Source organism: Streptomyces hazeniae (assembly GCF_031845485.1).
Lineage (GTDB): Bacteria > Actinomycetota > Actinomycetes > Streptomycetales > Streptomycetaceae > Streptomyces > Streptomyces hazeniae.
In genome coordinates this window covers 212,720-234,489 of sequence record NZ_JAVREQ010000008.1, presented here as the reverse complement: position 1 = coordinate 234,489, position 21,770 = coordinate 212,720, and the positions used below count along the sequence as shown (strand labels likewise).

General features: G+C 74.1%; 17 protein-coding genes. 6 read left to right on the top strand and 11 right to left on the bottom strand.

All coding sequences use genetic code 11. From position 1 onward, the window contains the following. Nucleotides 1-100: 100 nt before the first annotated feature. The 7 genes from RM572_RS11995 to RM572_RS11965 form a co-directional block, all read right to left on the bottom strand. Nucleotides 101-1,489, bottom strand: a complete 1,389-nt coding sequence (locus tag RM572_RS11995) for an NAD(P)(+) transhydrogenase (Re/Si-specific) subunit beta (RefSeq protein ID WP_311673279.1) — start codon at nt 1,487-1,489, stop codon at nt 101-103. After that, on the bottom strand, nt 1,489-1,806 hold the full coding sequence (locus tag RM572_RS11990; protein WP_311673278.1) for an NAD(P) transhydrogenase subunit alpha: 318 nt from the start codon (nt 1,804-1,806) through the stop codon (nt 1,489-1,491). The genes RM572_RS11995 and RM572_RS11990 overlap by 1 nt, the downstream gene beginning before the upstream one ends. After that, nucleotides 1,806-2,957, bottom strand: coding sequence for a Re/Si-specific NAD(P)(+) transhydrogenase subunit alpha (locus RM572_RS11985; protein ID WP_311673277.1), 1,152 nt, complete (start codon nt 2,955-2,957; stop codon nt 1,806-1,808). Before RM572_RS11985 ends, RM572_RS11990 begins: the two co-directional genes overlap by 1 nt. A 368-nt stretch (nt 2,958-3,325) precedes the next feature. Further along, complete coding sequence (locus RM572_RS11980; protein WP_311673276.1) at nt 3,326-4,333, bottom strand: baeRF2 domain-containing protein; 1,008 nt, start codon at nt 4,331-4,333, stop codon at nt 3,326-3,328. 167 nt (nt 4,334-4,500) lie between these two features. Beyond that, on the bottom strand, nt 4,501-4,881 hold the full coding sequence (locus tag RM572_RS11975) for a DUF2267 domain-containing protein (RefSeq protein ID WP_311673275.1): 381 nt from the start codon (nt 4,879-4,881) through the stop codon (nt 4,501-4,503). Nucleotides 4,882-5,105: 224 nt separating this feature from the next. Next, entirely contained in the window at nt 5,106-5,882 is a 777-nt protein-coding gene (locus RM572_RS11970; RefSeq protein WP_311673274.1) for an SDR family NAD(P)-dependent oxidoreductase, read from the bottom strand. Between the two features lie 61 nt (nt 5,883-5,943). After that, the gene (locus RM572_RS11965) at nt 5,944-7,191 is read right to left on the bottom strand and encodes a serine hydrolase domain-containing protein (RefSeq protein WP_311673273.1); all 1,248 of its coding nucleotides are present in this window, start codon (nt 7,189-7,191) and stop codon (nt 5,944-5,946) included. A gap of 214 nt (nt 7,192-7,405) precedes the next feature. Between RM572_RS11965 and RM572_RS11960 the strand changes: the two genes are divergently transcribed. Genes RM572_RS11960 through RM572_RS11950 form a run of 3 tightly spaced genes read left to right on the top strand, consistent with a single transcriptional unit; the run spans nt 7,406 to nt 11,066 of the window. Beyond that, nucleotides 7,406-7,954: a (2Fe-2S)-binding protein gene (locus RM572_RS11960; RefSeq protein ID WP_311673272.1), complete on the top strand. Its 549-nt coding sequence runs from the start codon at nt 7,406-7,408 to the stop codon at nt 7,952-7,954. Continuing rightward, nucleotides 7,951-8,949 (top strand): FAD binding domain-containing protein, encoded by a 999-nt coding sequence (locus tag RM572_RS11955; protein WP_311673271.1) that lies wholly within the window; start codon nt 7,951-7,953, stop codon nt 8,947-8,949. The genes RM572_RS11960 and RM572_RS11955 overlap by 4 nt, the downstream gene beginning before the upstream one ends. Then, nucleotides 8,946-11,066 carry a xanthine dehydrogenase family protein molybdopterin-binding subunit gene (locus tag RM572_RS11950; protein ID WP_311673270.1) on the top strand — a complete coding sequence of 707 codons (2,121 nt, stop codon included), beginning with the start codon at nt 8,946-8,948 and terminating at the stop codon, nt 11,064-11,066. Before RM572_RS11955 ends, RM572_RS11950 begins: the two co-directional genes overlap by 4 nt. A 74-nt stretch (nt 11,067-11,140) precedes the next feature. Here the strand turns inward: RM572_RS11950 and RM572_RS11945 are convergent, their stop codons facing one another. The 3 genes from RM572_RS11945 to RM572_RS11935 are packed head-to-tail and all read right to left on the bottom strand — an operon-like array spanning nt 11,141 to nt 13,920. Then, nucleotides 11,141-11,941 (bottom strand): energy-coupling factor ABC transporter ATP-binding protein, encoded by an 801-nt coding sequence (locus tag RM572_RS11945; protein WP_311673269.1) that lies wholly within the window; start codon nt 11,939-11,941, stop codon nt 11,141-11,143. Beyond that, a complete protein-coding gene (gene cbiQ, locus RM572_RS11940; RefSeq protein ID WP_311673268.1) occupies nt 11,938-12,702 on the bottom strand; it encodes a cobalt ECF transporter T component CbiQ in 765 nt (254 codons plus the stop codon). Before cbiQ ends, RM572_RS11945 begins: the two co-directional genes overlap by 4 nt. Nucleotides 12,703-12,741: 39 nt before the next feature. Next, nucleotides 12,742-13,920, bottom strand: a complete 1,179-nt coding sequence (locus tag RM572_RS11935; protein ID WP_311673267.1) for an energy-coupling factor ABC transporter permease — start codon at nt 13,918-13,920, stop codon at nt 12,742-12,744. Between the two features lie 288 nt (nt 13,921-14,208). Between RM572_RS11935 and RM572_RS11930 the strand changes: the two genes are divergently transcribed. Together RM572_RS11930 and RM572_RS11925 are read left to right on the top strand one after the other, a co-directional pair. Continuing rightward, nucleotides 14,209-14,622, top strand: coding sequence for an SsgA family sporulation/cell division regulator (locus tag RM572_RS11930; protein WP_311673266.1), 414 nt, complete (start codon nt 14,209-14,211; stop codon nt 14,620-14,622). 14 nt (nt 14,623-14,636) lie between these two features. After that, on the top strand, nt 14,637-15,395 hold the full coding sequence (locus tag RM572_RS11925) for a PP2C family protein-serine/threonine phosphatase (RefSeq protein ID WP_311673264.1): 759 nt from the start codon (nt 14,637-14,639) through the stop codon (nt 15,393-15,395). Between the two features lie 494 nt (nt 15,396-15,889). Here RM572_RS11925 and RM572_RS11920 read toward each other — a convergent pair whose 3' ends face one another. After that, nucleotides 15,890-18,139, bottom strand: coding sequence for an MMPL family transporter (locus RM572_RS11920; RefSeq protein ID WP_311673263.1), 2,250 nt, complete (start codon nt 18,137-18,139; stop codon nt 15,890-15,892). Nucleotides 18,140-18,315: 176 nt separating this feature from the next. Between RM572_RS11920 and RM572_RS11915 the strand changes: the two genes are divergently transcribed. Continuing rightward, complete coding sequence (locus tag RM572_RS11915) at nt 18,316-21,762, top strand: S41 family peptidase (protein WP_311673262.1); 3,447 nt, start codon at nt 18,316-18,318, stop codon at nt 21,760-21,762. Nucleotides 21,763-21,770: the final 8 nt, after the last annotated feature.

Genomic DNA, 21,770 nt, shown 5'->3' with positions numbered 1-21,770 from the left:
GGGCTCGTCGGCCGGCTCCGCTGCTCACGCCCCCGACCCACACCCCGACAGCACGCCGCGCCCACACCGAGCCCCAACACCCCCACCCCCCACCCCCGGCTCACAGAGCCTTCAGCTCCTCCGTCACCTCCGCCACCGACTTCTTCGCATCGCCGAACAGCATCGACGTCCGTTCCGCGTAGAACAGCGGATTGTCGACCCCCGCGAACCCGCTGCTCATCGACCGCTTCAGCACGATGACGTTGCGCGAGGCGTCCACGTTGAGGATCGGCATGCCGTGGATGGGACTCGTCGGGTCGGTGCGCGCCGCCGGGTTGGTGACGTCGTTGGCGCCGATGACGAGCGTCACGTCCGTGCGTGCGAACTCGTCGTTGATCTCGTCCATCTCCTTCAGCGCGTCGTACGACACGTCGGCCTCCGCCAGCAGCACGTTCATGTGCCCCGGCATCCGTCCGGCCACCGGGTGAATCGCGTACTTCACCTCGACCCCCTTCGTCGCCAGCAGGTCCGCCATGTCCTTCACCGCGTGCTGCGCCTGGGCGACGGCCATGCCGTAGCCGGGGACGACGATGACCTGCGCGGCGTACGCCATCTGGATCGCCGCGTCGGCCGCGGACGTGGACTTCACCGTCCGCTCCTCACCGTCGTCGCCACCCGCCCCGAGCGCGCCGCCGCCACCGCCGAACCCGCCCGCCACGATGGCCGGGATGGTGCGGTTCATCGCCACCGCCATCTGGTGGGTGAGGATCGATCCGGATGCACCGACGATCATGCCGGCGACGATCATCGCCGTGTTGTCCAGCGCCAGACCGGCCGCGGCCGCCGAAAGACCGGTCAGCGCGTTGAGCAGCGAGATGACCACGGGCATGTCGGCGCCGCCGATGGGCAGCACGACCAGTATCCCGAGCACGGCCGCGAGGACGAGGACCAGTCCGATCCACAGCTCCGACGCACCGCCGAGTCCGGCCATGACGGCGCATCCGACGGCCGCTGCCAGCAGCAGGCCGTTCACGACCTGTTGGGCGGGGCCCAGGCCGATCGGCCGTCCGGGCAGGATCTCCTGCAGCTTGCCGAACGCGACCAACGACCCCCAGAACGACACCGATCCGACGATCGCGGCGAACATGGAGGTCACCGCGACGTACCCGGCGGTGTCGGCGAAGGCGCCCGAGGTGCGGAACTCGGACCAGGCGATGAGCGCGACCGCGCCGCCGCCCACGCCGTTGAACAGCGCGACCATCTGCGGCATGGCGGTCATCTTCACCTGCCGGGCGGACGGCACCCCGAGCACGGTGCCGACGACCAGGCCGACGGCGACCAGCACCCAGTTGTGCTCGATGCGCAGCAGGGTGGCGACGAGCGCGACGAGCATGCCGAGCGCCGCGATCTGGTTGCCGCGCACGGCCGTACGGGGGCCGGTCAGGCCGGAGAGCCCGTAGATGAAGAGCCCGAACGCGACGATGTACAGGAAGTAGGTGAAGGTCTCCATCAGTCGCGCCCGCCTTTCTTCTCACCGTGCCCGGACTTGAACATGCTCAGCATCCGGTCGGTGACCAGGAATCCGCCGACGACGTTGATCATGCCGAAGGCGATGGCGACGGTGAGGACGACCGAGTCGACCACGGACGGGTTCTCCAGTTCACCGAGCACGATCAGGCCGCCGAGCAGCACGATGCCGTGGATGGCGTTGGTGCCCGACATCAGCGGCGTGTGCAGGGTGTTGGGCACCTTGGAGATGACCGCGAATCCGACGAACGCGGCCAGCACCAGGATCGCGATGTTGGCGAGCAGGCTTCCCGACTCCATCAGGACTCCCCCTTCGTGGCTTCCGTGGCGCCCTCGGACGCCTCGGAACGGGTGACGCACGACGTGGCGAGCACTTCGTCGGACCAGTCGGGCACCACGGCTCCGTTCTCGTCGAGCATCAGCTCCAGCAGCGCGGAGACGTTGCGCGCGTACAGCTCGGAGGAGTGCTCGGGCATGCGGGCAGGCAGGTTGAGGGGCGAGGCGACGGTGACGTCGTACCGTTCCACGACCTCCCCGGGCTCGGTGAGTTCGCAGTTCCCCCCTGCCTCCCCGGCGAGGTCGACGACCACGCTGCCGGGCCGCATGCCCTCCACCGCGCGGGCGGTGACGAGTCGCGGCGCCTTGCGGCCGGGCACCAGCGCGGTGGTGATCACCACGTCGAAGCCGGTGATCGCCTCCTCCAGCCGCTTGAGCTGCTCGGCGCGTTCGGTCTCGGACAGTTCGCGGGCGTAGCCGCCCTCGCCGGCCGCGTCGATGCCCAGGTCCAGCCACTGCGCGCCGAGCGACCGCACCTGGTCCGCGACCTCCGGCCGCACGTCGTAGCCGGTGGTGCGAGCACCGAGGCGTTTGGCCGTGGCCAGCGCCTGGAGGCCGGCGACGCCGACGCCGAGCACCAGGGCGGTGGCGGGCTTCACCGTGCCGGCCGCGGTCGTCAGCATGGGGAAGAACCGGGTGCAGTGGTCGGCGGCCAGCAGCACGGCCTTGTAGCCGGACACGTTCGCCTGCGAGGACAGCGCGTCCATCGACTGCGCCCGCGAGATGCGCGGTACGGCCTCCATCGCGAAGCCCGCCACGCCCGCGTCCCGCAGGGCTGTCACCGTCTCCGGGGAGGTCAGGGGCGCGAGGAATCCGATCAGCGTGCTCCCGCTGCCCAAACGGGCGGTCTCCTCCGCTGTCGGTGGTGCGACCTTCACCACCACGTCGCACGCCCACGGGTCGCCGACCCTCGCACCGGCGGCGGTGAAGTGCGTGTCGGGAATGAGCGCGCCGATCCCGGCGCCGCTTTCCACGACGATCTCCACGCCGGTGCGCCGCAGTTTCTCGATCACCTTCGGCACCAGGGCGACGCGCCGCTCGCCCTCTCCCCGCTCCCGGGGCACGCCCACGCTGGCCGCCCGTGCTCCCGGCGTGTTCTCCTCGCCGGCGCTCATGGGCACGTCCTCTCGATCGCCATCCCTACGCCTTCCGTGTCCGGATCCGATGCGAACCGTGCGAACTGTGCGAACAGACGGTCCATGCTCGCGCCTTTGTGACGTGAGGTGTAGGGGGCAACACGCCGGAAGAGCGGGCCGGGCCGCCGGTGCGCGAGCCGCGCACGACGTACCCAGCCCAGCGCAGGCTGTCGCGCAGGCCGCCTCGTCCGGGCGGACGACCGACGCCGCGGCCGTCTGCCGGACAGACGACCGCGGCGTCGGTTGTCGGTGTTGCTGCTGGTGATCGGACCGAAGGGGGCTCGGGCGTGGCAGGCGGTGACCGCGTCGTCGACAGGGGCCCGACCGCGTTCCGTCCCTGCGGAGCTTCAGCCGCCGGGCGAGAAGCGGAGGATTCCGGCGACCCCGCCCGCCAGCCCGGTCCCGTGCGGCACGAGGGCGAAGCCGGCGCCGGAGCGCGCGGCGGCCCCGAGAATCCGCGCCTCCTGCCCGGCGGCCGTGCCGGCTTCCGTGAACAACATGTCCAGCGCACCGGATTCGGCGGCCTCGAGCACCTTGTCGCTGCCCTGCACGGTGTTCCGGTGCCCCTCCGCCTCGTGGAACCGGGAGGCGTCGTCCCGCTGCTTCTGCTGGGCGTGCCTGGTGGCGATCTGCAGCAGTTCCTCGTCCAGGACGTGCCGCGCACGGGAGTCGGTCACTCCTCCCCGGTCGGTCTCCACGAGTGGGGCGGAAAGCGGGTCGGGCATCCGGCTGCGCAGCGTCGCGCGTCCCTGGACCTCGCCCGCGAGCACCACGAGGTCGGGCGAGGTGCGCCGCAGGGCGTCGGTCGCGGTGGTGTCGAAGTCGTCGGCGTCCTGGTTCACCACCGTGGCGGAACGGTGCCGGACGCGCCGGTGAGGTGCCGACCCCCCTTCCTGCGGCGGAGCGGAGTCCTCCGCCGCATCGCCCCCGGTGGCGACGGTCACCGCACTGAACCTGGCCTCCTGCTGGTCCGCCACGACGAGCAGTACCCGGACGGCGTCGGCGGTGTGGCGCACGTAGGAGCCCAGTTCGGGAAACGGACCCCAGTGCGCCTGGTCGCCCGCCCCCAGGGCGGCGTCCCAGGGCTGGTCGAGTGCGAGGCGGCCCTCGGCGGAGGCGACGAGTACCCGGCCGTCGGCCTGCTCCTCGCCGGCCTTGTCCTGGGACAGTGCCTCGTCGACGGAGCCGAGCGCCGCCTCCGAGGCGCCTTCCTTCGTGAGCCGTTCGCGGAGTTCGTGCCAGCGCAGCCGTACCTGGTCCGCCGCGTCCTCACCGGGAGAGCGTCCCTCCAGGTAGACGGTGGCGAAGGAGGCCTGCTCCGGCGTGTACAGGGAAGCGAGTCGGCTGAGTTGCATACGAATGTCTCCTTGGGTGGTGAGCCGCGTCGCGCGTACCGGCCTGTGGGGGGCCGTGGCGCACACGGCGCCGCCCCCGTCGCGGGGTACTGCCTGCGGAGCGCGGCGTGGAGGGGACGGCTCGCTGCCGACCGTGCGTCGGGCGGTTCACGGGGTGTGCCCCGCCGTCACGCGGCCTGTCGGTTGAAGAGCGGCGCGAAGTCGTCGGGCAGCTGGGTGACCAGGTGCCGCACCGCTCCGGGGGAGATCGCCTGCGGCAGGGTGGAGAGCACCGCGGTGGCGTCCCACTCGGCGGTCCGGGAGCGGGGCCCGACGATCCCGTCCACCCGGCGGTAGAACTCGTCCAGGTCGAACCGTTCGCCGCCCGCGCTCGTGCGCAGCGGTTCGTCGAGGGGCGGCGGGAGTTGCGCGGCCACGTCTCCCGCCTCGTCGGCGGTGACGCGGGCGGCGAGCACGGTCAGAACCGCCTCCGTCACCGTGCGGGCTTCCTTCTGGTCCTCGTACTGCCCGTGGTCGCGGACGTGCGCCAGGAACTCGTCGTCACGCAAGGAGAACTACCTCACTCGTGCGTCGTCGGCTGTGGGTGCTGGTCCGGCCGTCTCTGCGACGGCTGTGTGGCCGGGTATCCCACGAGCGCGGATCGCATGCACGCATCCGCCCGGACGGGGTGCGGAACGCCGGCGCCCCGGGCCGCGGCGGCCTGTCCGCGCGTGCGGCGCGGTGGGCGCTCGGGCGCCGGAGCGGGAGCCGGGGCCGGCCACCGGCCGTCGGGTCAGACCTCGCCGCCCCGCATGGCCCGCTGGAGACCCTGGTTGCCGCTGAGGAGGCCGCCGTCGACGGGCAGGGTGACGCCGGTGATCCAGGCCGCGTCGCGGGAGGCGAGGAAGGCGACGGCGGACGCGATGTCGTCCGGGACACCGACGCGCCCCAGTGGGTACTCGCGGGCGGCGCGTTCCAGCACGTCCTCCCGTCCTTCCCAGGCGGGGGTGTGGACGGTGCCCGGCGCGACCAGGTTGACGCGGACGCCGCGCGGGGCCGCGTCCCCGGCGAGGGTGCGGGTGAGGGAGCCGAGGCCGGCCTTCGCGGCGCTGTAGGCGTGGTTGCCGAAGTCGGCGATGCCGTTGACGGAGCCGATGCTCACGACGGCACCCCTGCCGTCCGCCGCGGCGAGGTGCGGCATCGCGGCACGCATGCAGCGGAACGCCCCGGTCAGGGAGACGTCCAGGTCGCGCAGCCAGGGCTCGTCGTCCTGGTCCTCGATGCGGGCGGGTTCCGGATGGCAGGAGTAGGCGTTGTTGACCAGTACGTCGAGCCGCCCGAACCGTTCGACGGTCGCGGCCACGGCGGCTTCGACCGACCGGCTGTCGGCGACGTCGCAGGCGACCGCCTCCGCGCCGTCGAGCGGGGCGGCCGCGCGCCGGGCGCGTTCTCCGTCCACGTCGGCGAGCATCACTCGCGCGCCCTCGTCCGTGAGTCGCCGTGCGACCGCCTGGCCGATGCCTCGTCCGGCGCCGGTGACCAGGGCCGCGTATCCCTCGAATCGTCGCATCGCCCGAGGTTAGCCGGGCCGTTCGTGCGGTGACGACCCCCACGGAGCCGTCTGGGCGCCGTCACCCCCGCAGGCAGGACTTCACCGCACGCAGCAGGGCCTGGGCGCGGGGGTCGGAGGTGACGGAGGGCTGCGTGCCGCGGGTCACGTAGGCGAAGGCGGTGCCGGACTCGGGGTCGGCCAGGGCCAGGGAGCCGCCGCGGCCGGGGTGGCCGAAGGAGCCGGTGCCGAGCATCGGCGAGGAGGGGCTGTGCAGCATGTAGCCGAGCCCGAAGCGGGTGCCGACGACGAGCACCCGGTCCGGGCCGTGCGACTCCTGGGAACGGGCCTGCGTCAGTGTGGCGGCGGTGAACAGGGAGCGGGCGGCGGGGTGTTCGTCCTCGGCCTCGACGTGGCCGATGAGTGCGGCGTAGAAGCGGGAGAGCGAGCGGGCGGTGGCGATGCCGCCGGAGGCGGCGAGTTCGGCGGCCCGGTAGGCGGGGTCGTTCTCGTCCGGCAGCGGGTCGATCGCGCCGAAGGCGCGCCGGGTGAGCGAGTCCGGGTCGCGGTAGGCGTCGAGGACGGTGTTCTTGGCCCGGACCCGCAGGCCCGCGGCGGCGGGCGGCGGGGGCGCCGTGACGTCCCTGAGCGTGGCGACGCGGTGCCGCTCGCCGTCGGGGAGGCCCATCCACAGGTCGAGGCCGAGCGGCCGGGCGATCTCCTCGGCGAACCAGCGGCCGATGGACCGGCCGGTCATCCGCATCACCAGTTCGCCGAGCAGCCAGCTGTAGGTCTGCGCGTGGTAGCCGTGCGCGGTGCCGGGCTCCCACACGGGGCGCTGGGCGGCGAGCGCGGCGGGGCCGCTGACGCCGTCGAGGGCCTCGGCGGGGGTGAGCGGCGTGTCCAGGACCGGCAGCCCCGCGCGGTGCGACAGCAGGTGCCGCACCAGGACGCCCTCCTTGCCGTGCGCCTTGAACTCCGGCCAGTAGGTGCCGACGGGGGCGTCCAGGTCCAGGCGTCCGCGCTGGTGCAGCAGGTGCAGCACGGTCGCGGCGACGCCCTTCGTGGCGGACCGTACGACGGTGGCGGTGCCGGCCTGCCACGGGTCGCCCGCGCCGTGAGCGGGCTGTGTCCCGGCGGTCGTCCCGTCGGTGGCCCGGGCGCCGCCCGCAGAATCGTTTCGGGTGCCGCCCCAGAGGTCCACGACCCGGCGTCCGTCCACGTGCACGGCCACCGCCGCACCCGGGTCGCCACGCTCGGTGAGGTTCCGTGCGAACGCCTCCCGGACCGGCTCGAATCCGTCCGCCACCGCGCCCTGGACGTCCACCACGGCTCCGTCTCGCTCCCGTAGGCCCTGTTCGTGCACGGCACGCGCCCGCGCGCCGCAGGTTCCATGGTGCACCGCGACACGCGCGCCCTGATCCCCAGGACCCCGTCCCCACCCCTTTGTCGGTAATGTCCGCACGCGGAGCGGTGTCGCGCGGCGCGCAGCGTGGTACCCGCCCGCTGGGACCGTAACCGGAGCGCCCCGCTGGAGGCGGCACATGGAACACCGGATCACCCTTCGGGTGGACGGCAGCGACAGGTCCGTGACGGTCGACGCGCGCACCACGCTGCTGGACGCGCTGCGCGAACGGCTGGGGGTGACCTCCCCCAAGAAGGGCTGCGACCACGGCCAGTGCGGCGCCTGCACCGTGCTGCTGGACGGGCGACGGCAGCTGAGCTGCCTGGCCTTCGCCGTCGCGCACGACGGCGACCGGGTGATCACCGCCGAGGGCGTGGGCGAGGCGCTCGGGGACGGCGGCCTGCACCCGGTGCAGCAGGCGTTCGTCGAACAGGACGCCTTCCAGTGCGGCTACTGCACGCCCGGCCAGGTCTGCTCGGCCGTCGGCATGCTCGACGAGGCGGCGGCAGGTCACCCCAGCCACGTCACCGACGACCTCGTGCCGCCGGAGACGCCCGGCGTGCCCGCGCCGCTGGACGACGACGAGATCCGCGAGCGGATGAGCGGCAACCTGTGCCGCTGCGGCGCCTACGTCAACATCGTCGCCGCCCTGCGCGGCACCGCCGTGGCCCCCCGGGAGGCGTCGTGATCCCCTTCGAGTACCACCGGGCCACCGACGCCGAGGAGGCCGTGGCCACCGTCGCCGCCCACCCGCACGCCGTGTTCCTGGCGGGCGGCACCAACCTGGTCGACCACATGAAACTGGGCGTCGCCGCGCCGCACATGCTGGTGGACGTCTCCCGGCTGCCGCTGGACGGGATCGAGGAGACCCCGGAGGGCGGTCTGCGCGTCGGCACGGCGGTGCGCAACAGCGACCTGGCCGCCCACCCGCTCGTACGGGAGCGGTATCCGGCGCTGTCCCGGGCGTTGCTCTCCGGCGCCTCCGGCCAGCTCCGCAACGCCGCGACCACCGGCGGCAACCTGCTCCAGCGCACCCGCTGCCGCTACTTCCAGGACGTCACCACGCCGTGCAACAAGCGGGAGCCCGGCTCCGGCTGCTCCGCGATCGGCGGCTGGGACCGGCAGCACGCCGTGCTGGGCGCCTCCGAGCAGTGCATCGCCGTGCACCCCTCCGACATGGCCGTCGGCCTGCTCGCGCTGGACGCCACGGTGCACGTACTCGGCCCCGACGGCGCCCGCACGCTGCCGCTCGCCGGCCTGCACCGGTTGCCCGGCGACGCGCCGGAGCGGGACACCGAACTGGCGCACGGCGAGCTGATCACCGCCGTGGAGCTGCCGCCCGCGAACGCGCTGACCCGCCGCTCCACCTACCGCAAGGTGCGCGAACGGGCCAGCTACGCCTTCGCGCTGGTGTCCGTCGCCGCCGCGCTGGACCTGGACGAGGCCGCCGGCACCGTGCGGGACGTGCGGATCGCGCTGGGCGGCGTCGCCCACAAACCCTGGCGCGCGGAACAGGCGGAGGAGGCGCTGCGCGGCGCACCGGCCACCGAGGAGGCGTTCCGCCGCGCCGCGGAGACCGAACTGGCCGCCGCGCAGCCGCGCGACGGGAACGCGTACAAGGTGCCGCTGGCGCGGAACACCATGGTGGCGACCCTGCGGAACCTCACGGAGGGAAGGCGATGACGACACTCCGCCCCCGCGCCGTCGGCACGCCGATGGAGCGCCTGGACGGCCCGGCCAAGGTGACCGGAACCGCGCGGTACGCCTTCGAGCAGCCCGTCGAGAACCCGCTGTACGTGCATCCGTTGCAGTCCACGATCGCCCGCGGCCGGGTCAGCGCCGTGGACACCGAGGACGCCGAGGCGTGCCCCGGCGTCGCGTGCGTGCTCACCCACCACGACGCGCCGCGGCTCGCGGACACCGGCGACCGGGAGCTGGCGGTCCTGCAGTCCGGACGGGTCGCGTTCCGCGGCCAGTTCGTCGGCGCGGTGGTCGCCAAGACGCCGGAGACCGCACGGCACGCCGCCTCCCTGGTACGCATCGCGTACGAGGTGGAGCCGCACGACGTCGAACTGCGCGCCGACCGCGACGACCTGTACGCGCCGGACTCCGTGAACCCGTCCTACGCCACGGACAGCGACGAGGGCGACGTGGACGGTGCGATGACCGGCGCCCCGGTGACCGTCGACGCCGTGTACACGACGCCGATGGAGCACAACAACCCGATGGAGCCGCACACCACGGTCGCGGTGTGGCAGCCCGAGGGGGACGTGCGGCTGCTGCTGTACGCGTCCACCCAGTCCGTGCACGGCGTGCGCACCACGCTCGCGCCGCTGTTCGGGCTGGAGAAGGACCAGGTACGGGTGGTTTCGCCGCACGTCGGCGGCGGTTTCGGCTCGAAGGGCATGCCGCACGCGCACGACGTGCTGGCCGGCCTGTGCGCGAAGGCCGTGCCGGGCCGGGCGGTGAAGCTGGCCCTGACCCGGCAGCAGATGTTCACCCTGGCCGGGCACCGCACGCCGACGATCCAGCGGCTGCGGCTCGGGGCCGACGCCGACGGGCGGCTGTCGGCGATCGCGCACGAGGTGGTGGAACGCAGCTCCACCGTCAAGGAGTTCGCGGAGCAGACGGCCACCGGGACGCGGATGATGTACGCCGCGCCGAACCGCCGGACCTCGCACCGGCTGGCCTCGCTGGACGTGCCGGTGCCGTCCTGGATGCGGGCGCCCGGGGAATGCCCGGGCTTCTTCGCGCTGGAGTGCGCGATGGACGAGCTGGCCGTCGCCTGTGGCCTGGACCCGATCGAGCTGCGGGTGCGCAACGACCCGCCCGAGGACCCGGAGACGGGCCGGCCGTGGTCCGGGCGGCGGCTGGTGGAGTGCCTGCGGGAAGGTGCCCGCCTCTTCGGCTGGGACCGGCGGCCGACCGCACCGGGCACCCGCCGCGAGGGCCCGGGCGGCCGGGAACTGGTCGGCCTGGGCGTGGCCTCCGCCACCTACCCGTACTACGAGATGCCCGGCTCGGAGGCGGTGATCCGCTACGAGGGCGAGGGCCGCTGGACGGTGCGGATCGGCGCCGCCGACCTCGGCACGGGCACCTGGACGACCCTCACCCAGATCGCCGCCGACGCCCTCGACGCCGCCCCGGAGGACGTGACGCTGCTGATCGGCGACAGCGCGCTGCCCGCCGCGACGGTCGCGGGCGGGTCGGCGGGCCTGGCGTCCTGGGGCTCGACCGTGATCGGCGCGGCCCGCGCCTTCCGCGAGCGGCACGGCCGTGACCCTGACCCGGGAGCGGAGGCACGTTCCGGGATGCCGAAGAACCCGGACCGCAAGACCTACGCCCGGCACTCCTTCGGCGCGCACTTCGCCGAGGTGCGGGTGGACGCCGACACCGGGGAGATCCGCGTGCCGCGCATGCTGGGCGTCTTCTCCGCGGGCCGCATCGTCAACCCGCGCACCGCCCGCTCGCAGTTCGTGGGCGGCATGACGATGGGCCTGTCCATGGCGCTGCACGAGCACGCCGTCATGGACCCGCACACCGGCCACGTGGTGAACGGGGACTTCGCCGACTACCACATCGCGGCGCACGCCGACGTGTGCGACATGGACGCCACCTGGCTGGAGGAGGAGGATCCGCACGCCAACCCGATGGGCGCCCGCGGCATCGGCGAGATCGGCATCGTCGGCTCACCGGCAGCCGTGGTCAACGCGGTGTTCAACGCCACCGGCATCCGTGTCCGGGACCTGCCGGCGACGCCGGACAAGCTTCTCGACGGCCTGGACGCCCTGCGCGCATAAGGTCTGTCCGGGCGTCTGTCCGGGCGTCTGTCCGGGCGTGCTCGGGCCCCACGCGGGGCGCAGGGCGGCGCCGGTCAGCGCCCCTGCGGGGGCACCTGCGTCTTGGGGTCGAAGCCGAAGGGCAGTTCCAGGCGGTGCGCGCGCATCAGCGTCTCGTCGCACAGCAGGTCCTGCGTGCCGCCGTCGGCGACCACGACCCCTTCGCTCAGCACGACCGCGCGCGGGCACAGCTCCAGCGCGTACGGCAGGTCGTGCGTGACCATGAGCACCGTGACGTCCAGGTCGCGCAGGATGTGGGCGAGTTCGCGGCGGGAGGCCGGGTCGAGGTTGGACGAGGGCTCGTCCAGGACCAGGATCTCCGGGCGCCCGGCGAGCACCGTCGCCACCGCGACCCGGCGGCGCTGACCGAACGACAGGTGGTGCGGCGGCCGGTCCGCGTAGGCCTCCATGCCGACCCGCTCCAGCGCCTCCCGCACCCGCGCCTCCAGCTCGTCGCCGCGCAGCCCGGCGGCCGCCGGGCCGAAGGCGACGTCCTCGCGCACGGTCGGCATGAACAGCTGGTCGTCCGGGTCCTGGAAGACGATGCCCACCCGGCGGCGGATCTCCGCGAGGTTCCGTTCCTCCACGGGCAGCCCGGCGACGGTGACGCTGCCGGCGCCCGCGGTGAGGATGCCGTTCAGGTGCAGGACGAGGGTGGTCTTGCCGGCGCCGTTCGGGCCCAGCAGCGCGACCCGTTCCCCGTGCGGGACGGTCAGGTCCACCCCGAAGAGGGCCTGGTGCCCGTCCGGGTAGGCGTACGCCAGGCCGTGCACCTCCAGTGAGGGAGGCTCGGTGGCGGGCGCCTCGGGAAGGGTGTCGGTGTCGCGCGCAGTCATGACAGGACCCATCCTGCCAGGCACACGGCCAGCGCCGATACCGGAAGCAGGGCGCTGCGGGCCCACTGGGCGCCGGTGGCGGTCGCCTCGTCGATCACCGGCATCGACCCGGCGTACCCCCGGCTGAGCATGGCCAGGTGCACGCGCTCCCCGCGTTCGTAGGACCGGATGAAGAGCGCGCCCGCCGACTTGGCCAGCACGCCCCAGTGCCGGACGCCGCGCGCCTCGAAGCCGCGAGAGAGGCGGGCGATGCGCATCCGCCGCATCTCGTCGGCGACGACGTCGCCGTAGCGGATCATGAAGGACGCGATCTGCACCATCAGCGGCGGCAGCCGCAGCCGCTGGAGGCCGAGCAGCACCTCGCGCAGCTCGGTGGTGGCGGCCAGCAGCACGGACGCGGCGACGCCGAGGGTGCCCTTGGCCAGGATGTTCCACGCGCCCCACAGGCCGGACTCGGAGAGCGACAGGCCCAGCACCTCGGTGCGCGGGCCCTCGGCGACGAACGGCATCAGCACCGCGAAGGCCACGAACGGCACCTCGATCAGCATGCGCTTCAGCAGGTGCCCCGGCGGCACGCGGGCCGCGACGGCGACCGCCGCCAGCAGCGCCGCGTACACGCCGAACGCCCACATCACCTCGCGCGGCGTGGCCACCACGGCGAGGACGAAGCACAGGACGGCGACCAGCTTGCAGTGCGGCGGCAGCGCGTGGACCGGCGTGTGCCCGTGCCGGTACAGCCGGTGCGCGTGCCCCGCACCCATGTCAGCCCTCCCCGGTACGCGCGGCCGCGCGGTGCGCCGTCACCGGTTCTCCCGCGACGGGGACGGGCCGGCGGCGAGGGAGCCGCCGTCCGGGTCCGCGCCGGTCGCGGAGGTCGTGTCGGCGGGGGTCGTGTCGGCGGCGTCCGCGGAGCCGGAACGGCGGCGGCGCACGGTGAGGAAGACGCCGCTGCCCACGGCGAGGGTCGCGCCGACGCCCACCACACCGGCCAGGCCGCCGGAGATCCGGGCGTTCTCCACGTCCGCGACGCCGTAGTCGGCCAGCGGGGACTCCGCGAGGTCGTGTTCGGTGGCCTGCTCCTCGAAGCCGAACTCGGCGGCGACCTTCTCCAGGCCGTCGGGGTGCGCGGAGGCGTAAAAGCTGATCACGCCCGCGCAGGCCAGCGTGGCGCCCAGGCCGGCCAGCCACACCTTGCCGGCCGGGCGGTGCGCGGCGGGCCCGGGCTGCGGGGCGGGGGCGGTGGTCTCGGTGCGGGCGGCGAGGGACTGCTCGGCGGCGGCCGGGGTGCCGGGCACCGCCGGGGCGGCGCCGGTGCGCAGGGTGAGCGGCGCGGTCAGGCCGCGCGCCCCGTACACCAGGTCGGGGCGCACGGACAGCACCGCGCCCACGGTCAGCGCCGTGATGATCGCCTCGCCGATGCCGATCAGGACGTGCACGCCGACCATGGCGCCGAGCACCTTGCCGAGCGCCACGTCCGCGGTGCCGCCGAGGGCGTAGACGCCGACGAAGGAGGCGGCCGCGACCGGCACCGACACCACCGCGGCCACGAACGCCGAGGCGGTGAGCGACGAACGGCGGCGCGGCAGCACCTTCACCAGGCCGCGGAAGACGCCGTACGCCACCACCACGCCGACCACGCCCATCGTGGTGATGTTGGTGCCGAGCGCGGTGAGGCCGCCGTCCGCGAAGAGCACCGCCTGCATCAGCAGCACCACCGATATGCAGAGCACACCCGTGTACGGCCCGACGAGGATCGCCGCCAGCGCACCGCCCAGTAGATGCCCGCTGGTGCCGGCGCCGACGGGGAAGTTCAGCATCTGCACCGCGAAGATGAACGCCGCCACCAGACCGGCGAGAGGTGCGGTGCGCTCGCCCAGCTCACGGCGCGCGCCGCGCAGCGAGACGGCGACCGCGCCCACGGCGACGACGCCGGTGGCGACCGACACCGGCGCGTTGATGAATCCGTCGGGGACATGCATGGCGAAGGCTCCGCTTCTCGGTGGGTGGTGGTTCCGCCGGCGTGCACCGGCCGTCGTGCGCAACGGCTGGTGGAGGGCCGGTGAGCGGACCGACCCCGCAGACAGCCGTTCGATGGTAGTGGGCACCTGCGAACGGTGTGCAAGAGCGTGCACCCTGCGGAATACCCACCCCGAGCGGGCGCCATGCACTGTGGCGCAGCTCACGGGTGCGGCGCCGTGACTACGGGACGGCGCGGCGCGTCTGACCCTGCAGGGGGCATCGGCACATGCCGATGGAAAGGAGCATTCGTGTCCGTCATCGAGCACACCGTGCAGGCCCAACTGGTCACCCGGGCGCCCGAGTCGCGCCCGCTGCGGGTCCTGCTGCGCTACGACCCGCGGAACGCCTTCGCGGTCTCCGTGACCTTCCCCGCCCCGGCCTGCCTGGACGGCGTCGAGGCCGTCTGGACGTTCTCCCGCGACCTGCTGGCCACCGGGCTGGGCCTCCCGGCCGGCGAGGGCGACGTCCGCCTGCGGCCCGCGGGCCCGCACCGCACGGCCCTCAGCCTGCACGCGGCGGAGGGCATCGCCCTGCTCGAAGTGGACACCCCCGGTGTCCGGGCCTTCCTGGACGCCGCCTACGACTGCGTGCCGCAGGGCGCGGAACGCGTCGGGTCGCACGAACTCGACCGCGACCTCGCCGAACTCCTGCGAGGCGTGTGACCAACGTGACCGACGTGACCGACGTGACCGACGCCGTACGGGCGGCCGGGGCCGAGTGGTTCCCCGCGACCGCCGAGACGAGCATGGGCGGAGACCTGCACTCCGTGCGCAGCTCCCCGTACGGGCTGCGGCTGCTCATCGGCGACGTCCGCGGCCAGGGTGCCGCGGCGGGCGCGGGAGCGCGTGCCGTGCTGGACGCGTTCGGCACGGTCGCCGCCGAAGCGCCGACGCTGGAGACGGTGGTCGACGCGCTGGAGGCCGCGGTGCGCCGGCACGCGTCCACGCGTACGGACGAGGAGGGTGCGGAGGACTTCGTCACCGCCGTCGTCGCGGAGATCGGCCCCGACGGCCGCGCGCTGCGGCTGGTCAACCGCGGGCACCCGGCGCCGCTGCTGCTGCGCCCCGACGCGGTCCATGTTCTCGCCCCGGCCGAGTCCGGCCCGCCGCTCGGGCTGCGCGACCTGTCCCCGGCCGGCGCATGGTCCCTCGCGGTCCCCTTCCCACCGGACGCGACACTGCTGCTGCTCACCGACGGCACCACCGAGGCCCGCGACGCGGACGGCGCGTTCTACGACCCCGTCTCCCGGCTGCGCGGTCACGTCGGCGGCGATCCCCAGGCGGTCGTGCGGACGCTGCGCCGCGAGGTCCGCGCCCATGTCGCCCGCCGCCTCGACGGCCGCCCCGCCGACGACATGGCCCTCCTCGCCCTCCGCGCCACGCACCCCGATCCCGCGCCCGCGCCGGCCCCGGCTCCGGCTCCGGCCTCGGGGTAGCGGCTGACGAGCCGCCCTGTGGCGGGCCGCTCACCCGGTGCCGCCGCCCGCGCCGACACGTCGGGCCCGGACCGGCACCGGACGGTCGGGCCCCGGTGCCGGAGCGCGTCAGCGGGAGCCTCGCGGACCTGTTCCGGCGCTCGCGCCTCCGCGCCTCGCGGACCTGCGGCTGCGGAAGCGACGGGGACGGGCCGACGGAGTCGGTTCGAGCCCTCGCAGACCGGGCCCGGCCCCGCAGTCCGGGACGCCGTGCGCCGAAACGCCGTGCGCTGGGAGGCCATGCGCTGGGCCGCCGCGAGCCGAGGCGCCGGGCTCGACCGGCGCCCGGCTCGGCAGGCGGGGGCGTCGCCGAGGCGGTCGGGGCGTAGCCCGGGACGCCCCCAGCCGCGCGGCCCGCGCATACGTGCGAGGCGGGGCCGGGGAAGTCTCCCCGGCCCCGCCTCGTCGGTCGGCCTCCGCCATGCGAAGGCGCACGCGCGCCGCAGGCGCGACGGTCAGACCCGCGAGTCCTCGGGCTTCGCGGCGCGCTGCTGCGGCACCGCCCCGGCGGCTTCGCCGCCTTCGGCCAGCTGCCGGCGCAGACGCTCGCCCTCCACGTCGACGTTCGGCAGGATCCGGTCCAGCCGGCGCGGCACCCACCAGGCGCGCCGTCCCAGCAGCGCGAGCACCGCCGGCACCACGGCCATCCGGACGATGAAGGCGTCGAAGAGGATGGCCACCGCGAGACCGAAGCCCATCATCTTGATCATCGAGTCGCCGGCGCCGATGAACCCGGCGAAGACGCTGATCATGATGACCGCGGCGGCGGTGACGACGCGGGCGCCCAGCTTGAAGCCGGAGACCACGGCCTGTTCGGGGGACTCCCCGTGCACGTACGCCTCGCGCATGCGGGTCACGAGGAACACCTCGTAGTCCATCGCCAGCCCGAAGATCACACCGACCATGAAGATCGGCATCATGCTCATGATCGGCCCGGTCGACTCGACGCCGATCAGCTCCGCGCCCCAGCCCCACTGGAAGACGGCCACCACGGTGCCGAGTGCCGCCAGCACGGACAGCAGGAAGCCGAGCGCCGCCTTCAGCGGCACCAGCACCGAGCGGAAGACGATCATCAGCAGCACGAACGCGAGCCCGACGACCAGCGACAGGTAGGGCACCAGCGCGTCGTTCATGACCTGCGAGAAGTCGATGGCGACCGCCGTCGCACCGCTCACCAGGACGGTGGCGCCGGTTTTCGTCTCGAGGCCCTCCGCCCGGTCACGGATGTCGCGCACGACGTCCTCGGTCTCCGGGTCGCTCGGCCCGGTCTCGGGGATCGCGGTGATGGTCGCGGTGTCCTTGTCCGCGTTGAAGACCGGCGGCGACACGTTCACCACGCCGTCCACGCCCTGCACCGTCTTGACGACCCGCCCGGCCGCGGCCTGCGGGTCCTCGGCGTCCCGGGCGTCCACGACCAGCAGCAGCGGCCCGTTGAAGCCCGGCCCGAACGCGTCCGACAGCATGTCGTACGCCTTGCGCTGCGTGGTCTCGGCGGGCTGGTCGCCCTCGTCCGGAAGGCCGAGCTGCATGCCGGAGACCGGGATCGCCAGCGCGCCCAGGCCGATGACGGACGCCACCAGCACCATGATCGGCCGGCGCAGCACGAACCGCGCCCAGCGGACGCCCGCGCTGGGCCGCGCGTCGGCGTGCTCCGCGGCCGGGGCACCGGTCTCCGGGTTGGCCTTGCGCACCTTGCGGCCGAAGATCCGCTTGCCGACCATGCCGAGTGCGGCCGGCACCAGCGTGATGGCCACCAGCACGGCGATCACCACGGTGGCGGCGGCGGCCAGGCCCATCTTGGTGAGGATCGGGATGTTGACGATGGACAGCCCGGCGAGCGCGATGACGACCGTGAGGCCGGCGAAGACCACCGCCGAGCCGGCCGTGCCGACGGCGCGTCCGGCCGCCTCCTCGCGTTCCCGGCCCTCCGTCAGCTCCGCGCGGTAGCGGGAGGCGATGAACAGGGCGTAGTCGATGCCGACCGCCAGGCCGATCATCATGGCGAGCGTCGAGGTGGTGGCCGAGAGGCCGAGCGTGGCGCCGAGCGCGGCGATCGAGGAGATGCCGATGCCGACGCCGATCAGCGCGGTGACCAGCGGCAGCCCGGCCGCGACCAGCGAGCCGAAGGTGAGGATCAGCACGATCGCGGCGACGGCGATGCCGATGATCTCGCCGTTGCCCATGTCGGGCTCGGCGAAGAGGGCGTCGCCGCTGGTCTCCACGGTGAGCCCGGCGTCCCGGCCCGTCTGGGCCGCCGCTTCCAGGTCCTCGCGGGAGGCGTCGGTCAGCTCCATCGCCGGGACCTCGAACGAGACCACGGCGTACGCGGTCTCGCCGTCCCGGCTGACGGCGCCGCTCCGCTTCGCGAAGGGGTCGGAGACCGCGACGGTCTGCTCGCTCTTCGCGTCCTGGAGGACCTCGGCGACGACCTGGCGGTTGTCGGTGGCGGTGATCTTGGCGCCCTCCTCGGCGCGGAAGACCAGGCGGGCGGTCGCGCCGTCCGCGTTGGCCTCGGGGAACTGCTCCCCAAGCAGGTCGAAGGCCTTCTGGGCCTCGGTGCCGGGCAGCGCGAAGTCGTCGTCGGGCGGGGAGGACGCGGTGGAGGCTCCCACTCCGGCGGCCACCAGCAGCGCCACCCACAGCAGGGCGACGATACGGCGGCGCCGGAAGGCGAGCCTGCCGAGTTTGTACAGGAATGTGGCCACGGGCGTGGTTCTCCGGTTCTCGGGCCCCACCGGCCGCTCACCTGGAGGACGGCGACCGGGTGGAGACAGTGATGGCAGTCCATGCCAAAAGACGCCGGCTCGCATACCCCACGGTTGAGCCGTCGAACGAAATGAGGGCCAGATCACAACTTGCCCGCGTCCGCCCGCTTGGGAGAATGGGAGAGGTGACGGAAAACGGCGCGTATCTGAGGTTTCCCGACCTTCACGGCGATCTGGTCTGTTTCATCACCGAGGACGACCTGTGGGTCACGCCCCTGGCCGACGAGGGCGCCGAACCCGGACGGGCCTGGCGGCTCACCGTCGACCGCACCCGTGTCGACCACCCCCGCTTCTCCCCGGACGGCCGCCACCTCGCGTTCACCACCTGGCGCAGCCTGGACCCCGAGATCCACCTCGCGCCCGTGACGGGCGGCGGGACCACCCGCCTCACCTACTGGGGCTCCCCCGACACCCGGGTCTGCGGCTGGACGCCGCCGGACGGAGAGGGGCGCAGCGACGTGCTGGCCGTCTCCTCGCACGAGCAGCCGTTCTCCCACTTCACCTGGGCGTATCAGGTCCGCACCGGCGGCGGCCCGGGCGCCCGCCTGCCCTGGGGTCCCGTCGCCCACATCGCCGCCGGCCGCACGGACCGCCTGCACACGCTGCTGCTCGCCGGCGCGCCCCCGCACGAGCCGGCCGCCTGGAAGCGCTACCGCGGCGGCGCCACCGGCCGCCTGTGGCTCGACGGGCAGCGCCTGCTCCCCGACCTCGACGGCCACCTGGACTGCCCGATGTTCGTGCAGGGCCGCATCGCGTTCCTCTCCGACCACGAGGGCGTCGGGAACCTCTACTCCTGCCTGCCCGACGGCACCGGCCTGAGCCGCCACACCGACCACGCCGACTTCTACGCCCGCCACGCCACCACCGACGGGCGGCGCGTCGTCTACCAGTGCGCCGGCGAACTGTGGCTCGCCGAGGACCTGTCGCCCGGCGGCCGCCCGCGCAGGCTGCCCGTTCGGCTGGGCGGCCCGCGCCCCGGGCGGCGCCCGTACCAGGTGCCCGCCGCCGCCCATCTGGACGCGCTCGCCGCCGACCACACCGGCCGCGCCAGCGCCGTCGGCGTGCGGGGCAGCCTGTACTGGCTGACCCACCGGGACGGCCCGGCCCGCACCCTGGCCGACACCCCCGGCGTACGGGTGCGGCTGCCGGTGATGCTCGGCGACACCGGCCGCGTCGCGTACGTGACGGACGCCGACGGCGAGGACGCCCTGGAGATCGCCGACCTGCCGCGTGCCACCCGCCCCCGCACCCCGTGGCGGCTGGCGGGCGGACGGCTGGGCCGCGTCCGCGAACTGACCGCCGCGCCGGACGGCTGCACGGTCGCCGTGGCCTCGCACGACGGACGGCTGCTGCTCGTCGACGTCCGCGCCCCGGAGGACGCCGAACGGCCCCCGGAGTGGGCCCCGGAGGCGGGCGAGGCGAGCGACGCGGCGGACCGCGGGGCGGCCGCGGGCGAGGCGAGCGACGCGGCGGAGGCGGAGCCGGCGGGCGAGCCGGAGGCCGGGAACGCGGCGGACACCGGAGACGGGGAGGAGCCGGAGCCCCCGGCGTGGGACTCCGTCACCGAGCTGGTCGCCTCCGTCAACGGCCCCGTCCACGACCTGTCCTTCTCCCCCGACTCCTCCTGGATCGCCTGGGCCCACCCCGGCATCGGACGCTCGCTCAGCCAGATCAGGATCGGCCGCCTGGGCGGCACCCGCACCGTCGTCGACGTCACCGACGGCCGGTTCGAGGACGAGCAGCCGGTCTTCACCCGTGACGGCCGCTACCTGGCCTTCCTCTCCTGGCGCGGCTTCGACCCGGTCTACGACGTGCACACCGGCGACCTGTCGTTCCCCCTCGGCTGCCGCCCCTACCTGGTGCCGCTGTCCTCCGCGACGCTGTCGCCGTTCGCGCTGACGCCCGAGGGCCGTCCGGCCGCCGGCGGGCTGGACCCGCAGAGCGTGTCCGGCGAGTACGGCACGGTGCTGGTCGAGGCGGAGGGCCTGCCCGACCGGGTGACGCCGTTCCCGGTCGCCGCCTCCAAGTACTCCGCGCTGCGGCCGGTGCACGGCGGCGGCGTGGTCTGGCTGCGCTATCCGATCTCCGGCGCCCTGGGCGAGACCTTCGTCAACCCGGCCGACACCTCCGGCCGGCCCACCCTCGAACACTTCGACCTGGTCAAGGCGAAGCGCACCGAACTCACCGGCCTGGTCGACGCGTTCACCGTCAGCGGCGACGGTTCCCGGCTGGTCGTCAACGACGAGGGCGACCTGCGGGTGGTCCCGGCCACCGAACCGGCCGACCTGGACTCCATGGTCCACGTGGACCTGCGCCGCATCCAGCACGAGGTGGACCCGGCGGCGGAGTGGCGGCAGGCGTACGCGGAGGCGGGCCGCATCATCCGCGCCTACTTCTGGGACCCGGACATGTGCGGCATCGACTGGGACGCCGTACTGGACCAGTACCGTCCGCTGGTCGAACGCGTCGCCTCACCGGCCGAGTTCGCGGACCTGCTGCGCGAACTTCTCGGCGAGCTGGGCACCTCGCACGCGTACGTGGCCGCGGCGCGGCGCGACGAGGGGCCGCCGCACTACCAGCGGCCCATCGGGCTGCTCGGCGCGGACTTCACCCGCACCGAGGCCGGGGAGTGGCAGATCTCCCGCATCCTGCCCGGCAACTCCTCCGACTCCAAGGCCCGTTCGCCGCTGGCCGGTCTCGGTATCCGCGAGGGCGCCACCGTCACGCACGTGGACGGCCGTCCCGTCGACCCGACCGCCGGGCCGTGGGCGCTGCTGACCGCCGCCGGGGGCACCACCGTCGAGCTGACGTTCTCCCGCACCGACCCCGAACGCCCGCCCCGCCGCATCGCCGTCCAGCCGCTGATCAACGACCGCCAACTCCGTTACCAGGACTGGGTGACGCGGCGGCGCGAGGTGGTCCGCGAACTGTCCGGCGGCGCGTGCGGCTACCTGCACATCCCCGACATGGGCGGTTCCGGCTGGGCGCAGTTCAACCGCGACTGGCGGATGGAGGTCGCCCGCCCCGCCCTCATCGTCGACGTGCGCGGCAACGCGGGCGGCCACATCAGCGAACTCGTCGTCGAGAAGCTGACCCGCGTCATCCTCGGCTGGGACCTCACCCGCAACGCCCAGCCCGTCAGCTATGCCGGCAACGCGCCGCGCGGTCCCGTCGTCGCCCTCGCCGACGGCGCCACGTCCTCCGACGGCGACATGATCATCGCCGCGTTCCGGCTGCTCGGCCTCGGCCCGGTCGTCGGCACCCGCACGTGGGGCGGCGTCGTCGGCATGACCGGGCGGCACCGCCTGGGCGACGGCACGGTCATCACGGTGCCGATGAACGCCGCCTGGTTCGACGCCTACGGCTGGTCGGTCGAGAACCACGGCGTCGAGCCCGACATCGAGGTCGAACGCACGCCCCTGGACTGGGCGGAGGGCCGCTACACGGTGCTGGCCGCCGCCGTACGCACCGCGCTGGACCGCCTGGAGCAGCACCCCGCCGCCACCCCGCCGGACCTCGCACACGTCCCCGACCGCCGCCGCCCCGAGCTCCCGCCGCGCTAGAGATTCCG

Excerpts from the sequence above, each read along its gene's own strand:
- RM572_RS11960 (WP_311673272.1), top strand. The coding sequence starts at position 7,406 with ATGGAACACCGGATCACCCTTCGGGTGGACGGCAGCGACAGGTCCGTG.
- RM572_RS11995 (WP_311673279.1), bottom strand. The coding sequence starts at position 1,489 with ATGGAGACCTTCACCTACTTCCTGTACATCGTCGCGTTCGGGCTCTTC.
- RM572_RS11980 (WP_311673276.1), bottom strand. The coding sequence starts at position 4,333 with ATGCAACTCAGCCGACTCGCTTCCCTGTACACGCCGGAGCAGGCCTCC.
- RM572_RS11970 (WP_311673274.1), bottom strand. The coding sequence starts at position 5,882 with ATGCGACGATTCGAGGGATACGCGGCCCTGGTCACCGGCGCCGGACGA.
- RM572_RS11985 (WP_311673277.1), bottom strand. The coding sequence starts at position 2,957 with ATGAGCGCCGGCGAGGAGAACACGCCGGGAGCACGGGCGGCCAGCGTG.
- RM572_RS11950 (WP_311673270.1), top strand. The coding sequence starts at position 8,946 with ATGACGACACTCCGCCCCCGCGCCGTCGGCACGCCGATGGAGCGCCTG.
- RM572_RS11915 (WP_311673262.1), top strand. The coding sequence starts at position 18,316 with ATGGGAGAGGTGACGGAAAACGGCGCGTATCTGAGGTTTCCCGACCTT.
- RM572_RS11935 (WP_311673267.1), bottom strand. The coding sequence starts at position 13,920 with ATGCATGTCCCCGACGGATTCATCAACGCGCCGGTGTCGGTCGCCACC.
- RM572_RS11990 (WP_311673278.1), bottom strand. The coding sequence starts at position 1,806 with ATGGAGTCGGGAAGCCTGCTCGCCAACATCGCGATCCTGGTGCTGGCC.
- RM572_RS11945 (WP_311673269.1), bottom strand. The coding sequence starts at position 11,941 with ATGACTGCGCGCGACACCGACACCCTTCCCGAGGCGCCCGCCACCGAG.
- cbiQ (WP_311673268.1), bottom strand. The coding sequence starts at position 12,702 with ATGGGTGCGGGGCACGCGCACCGGCTGTACCGGCACGGGCACACGCCG.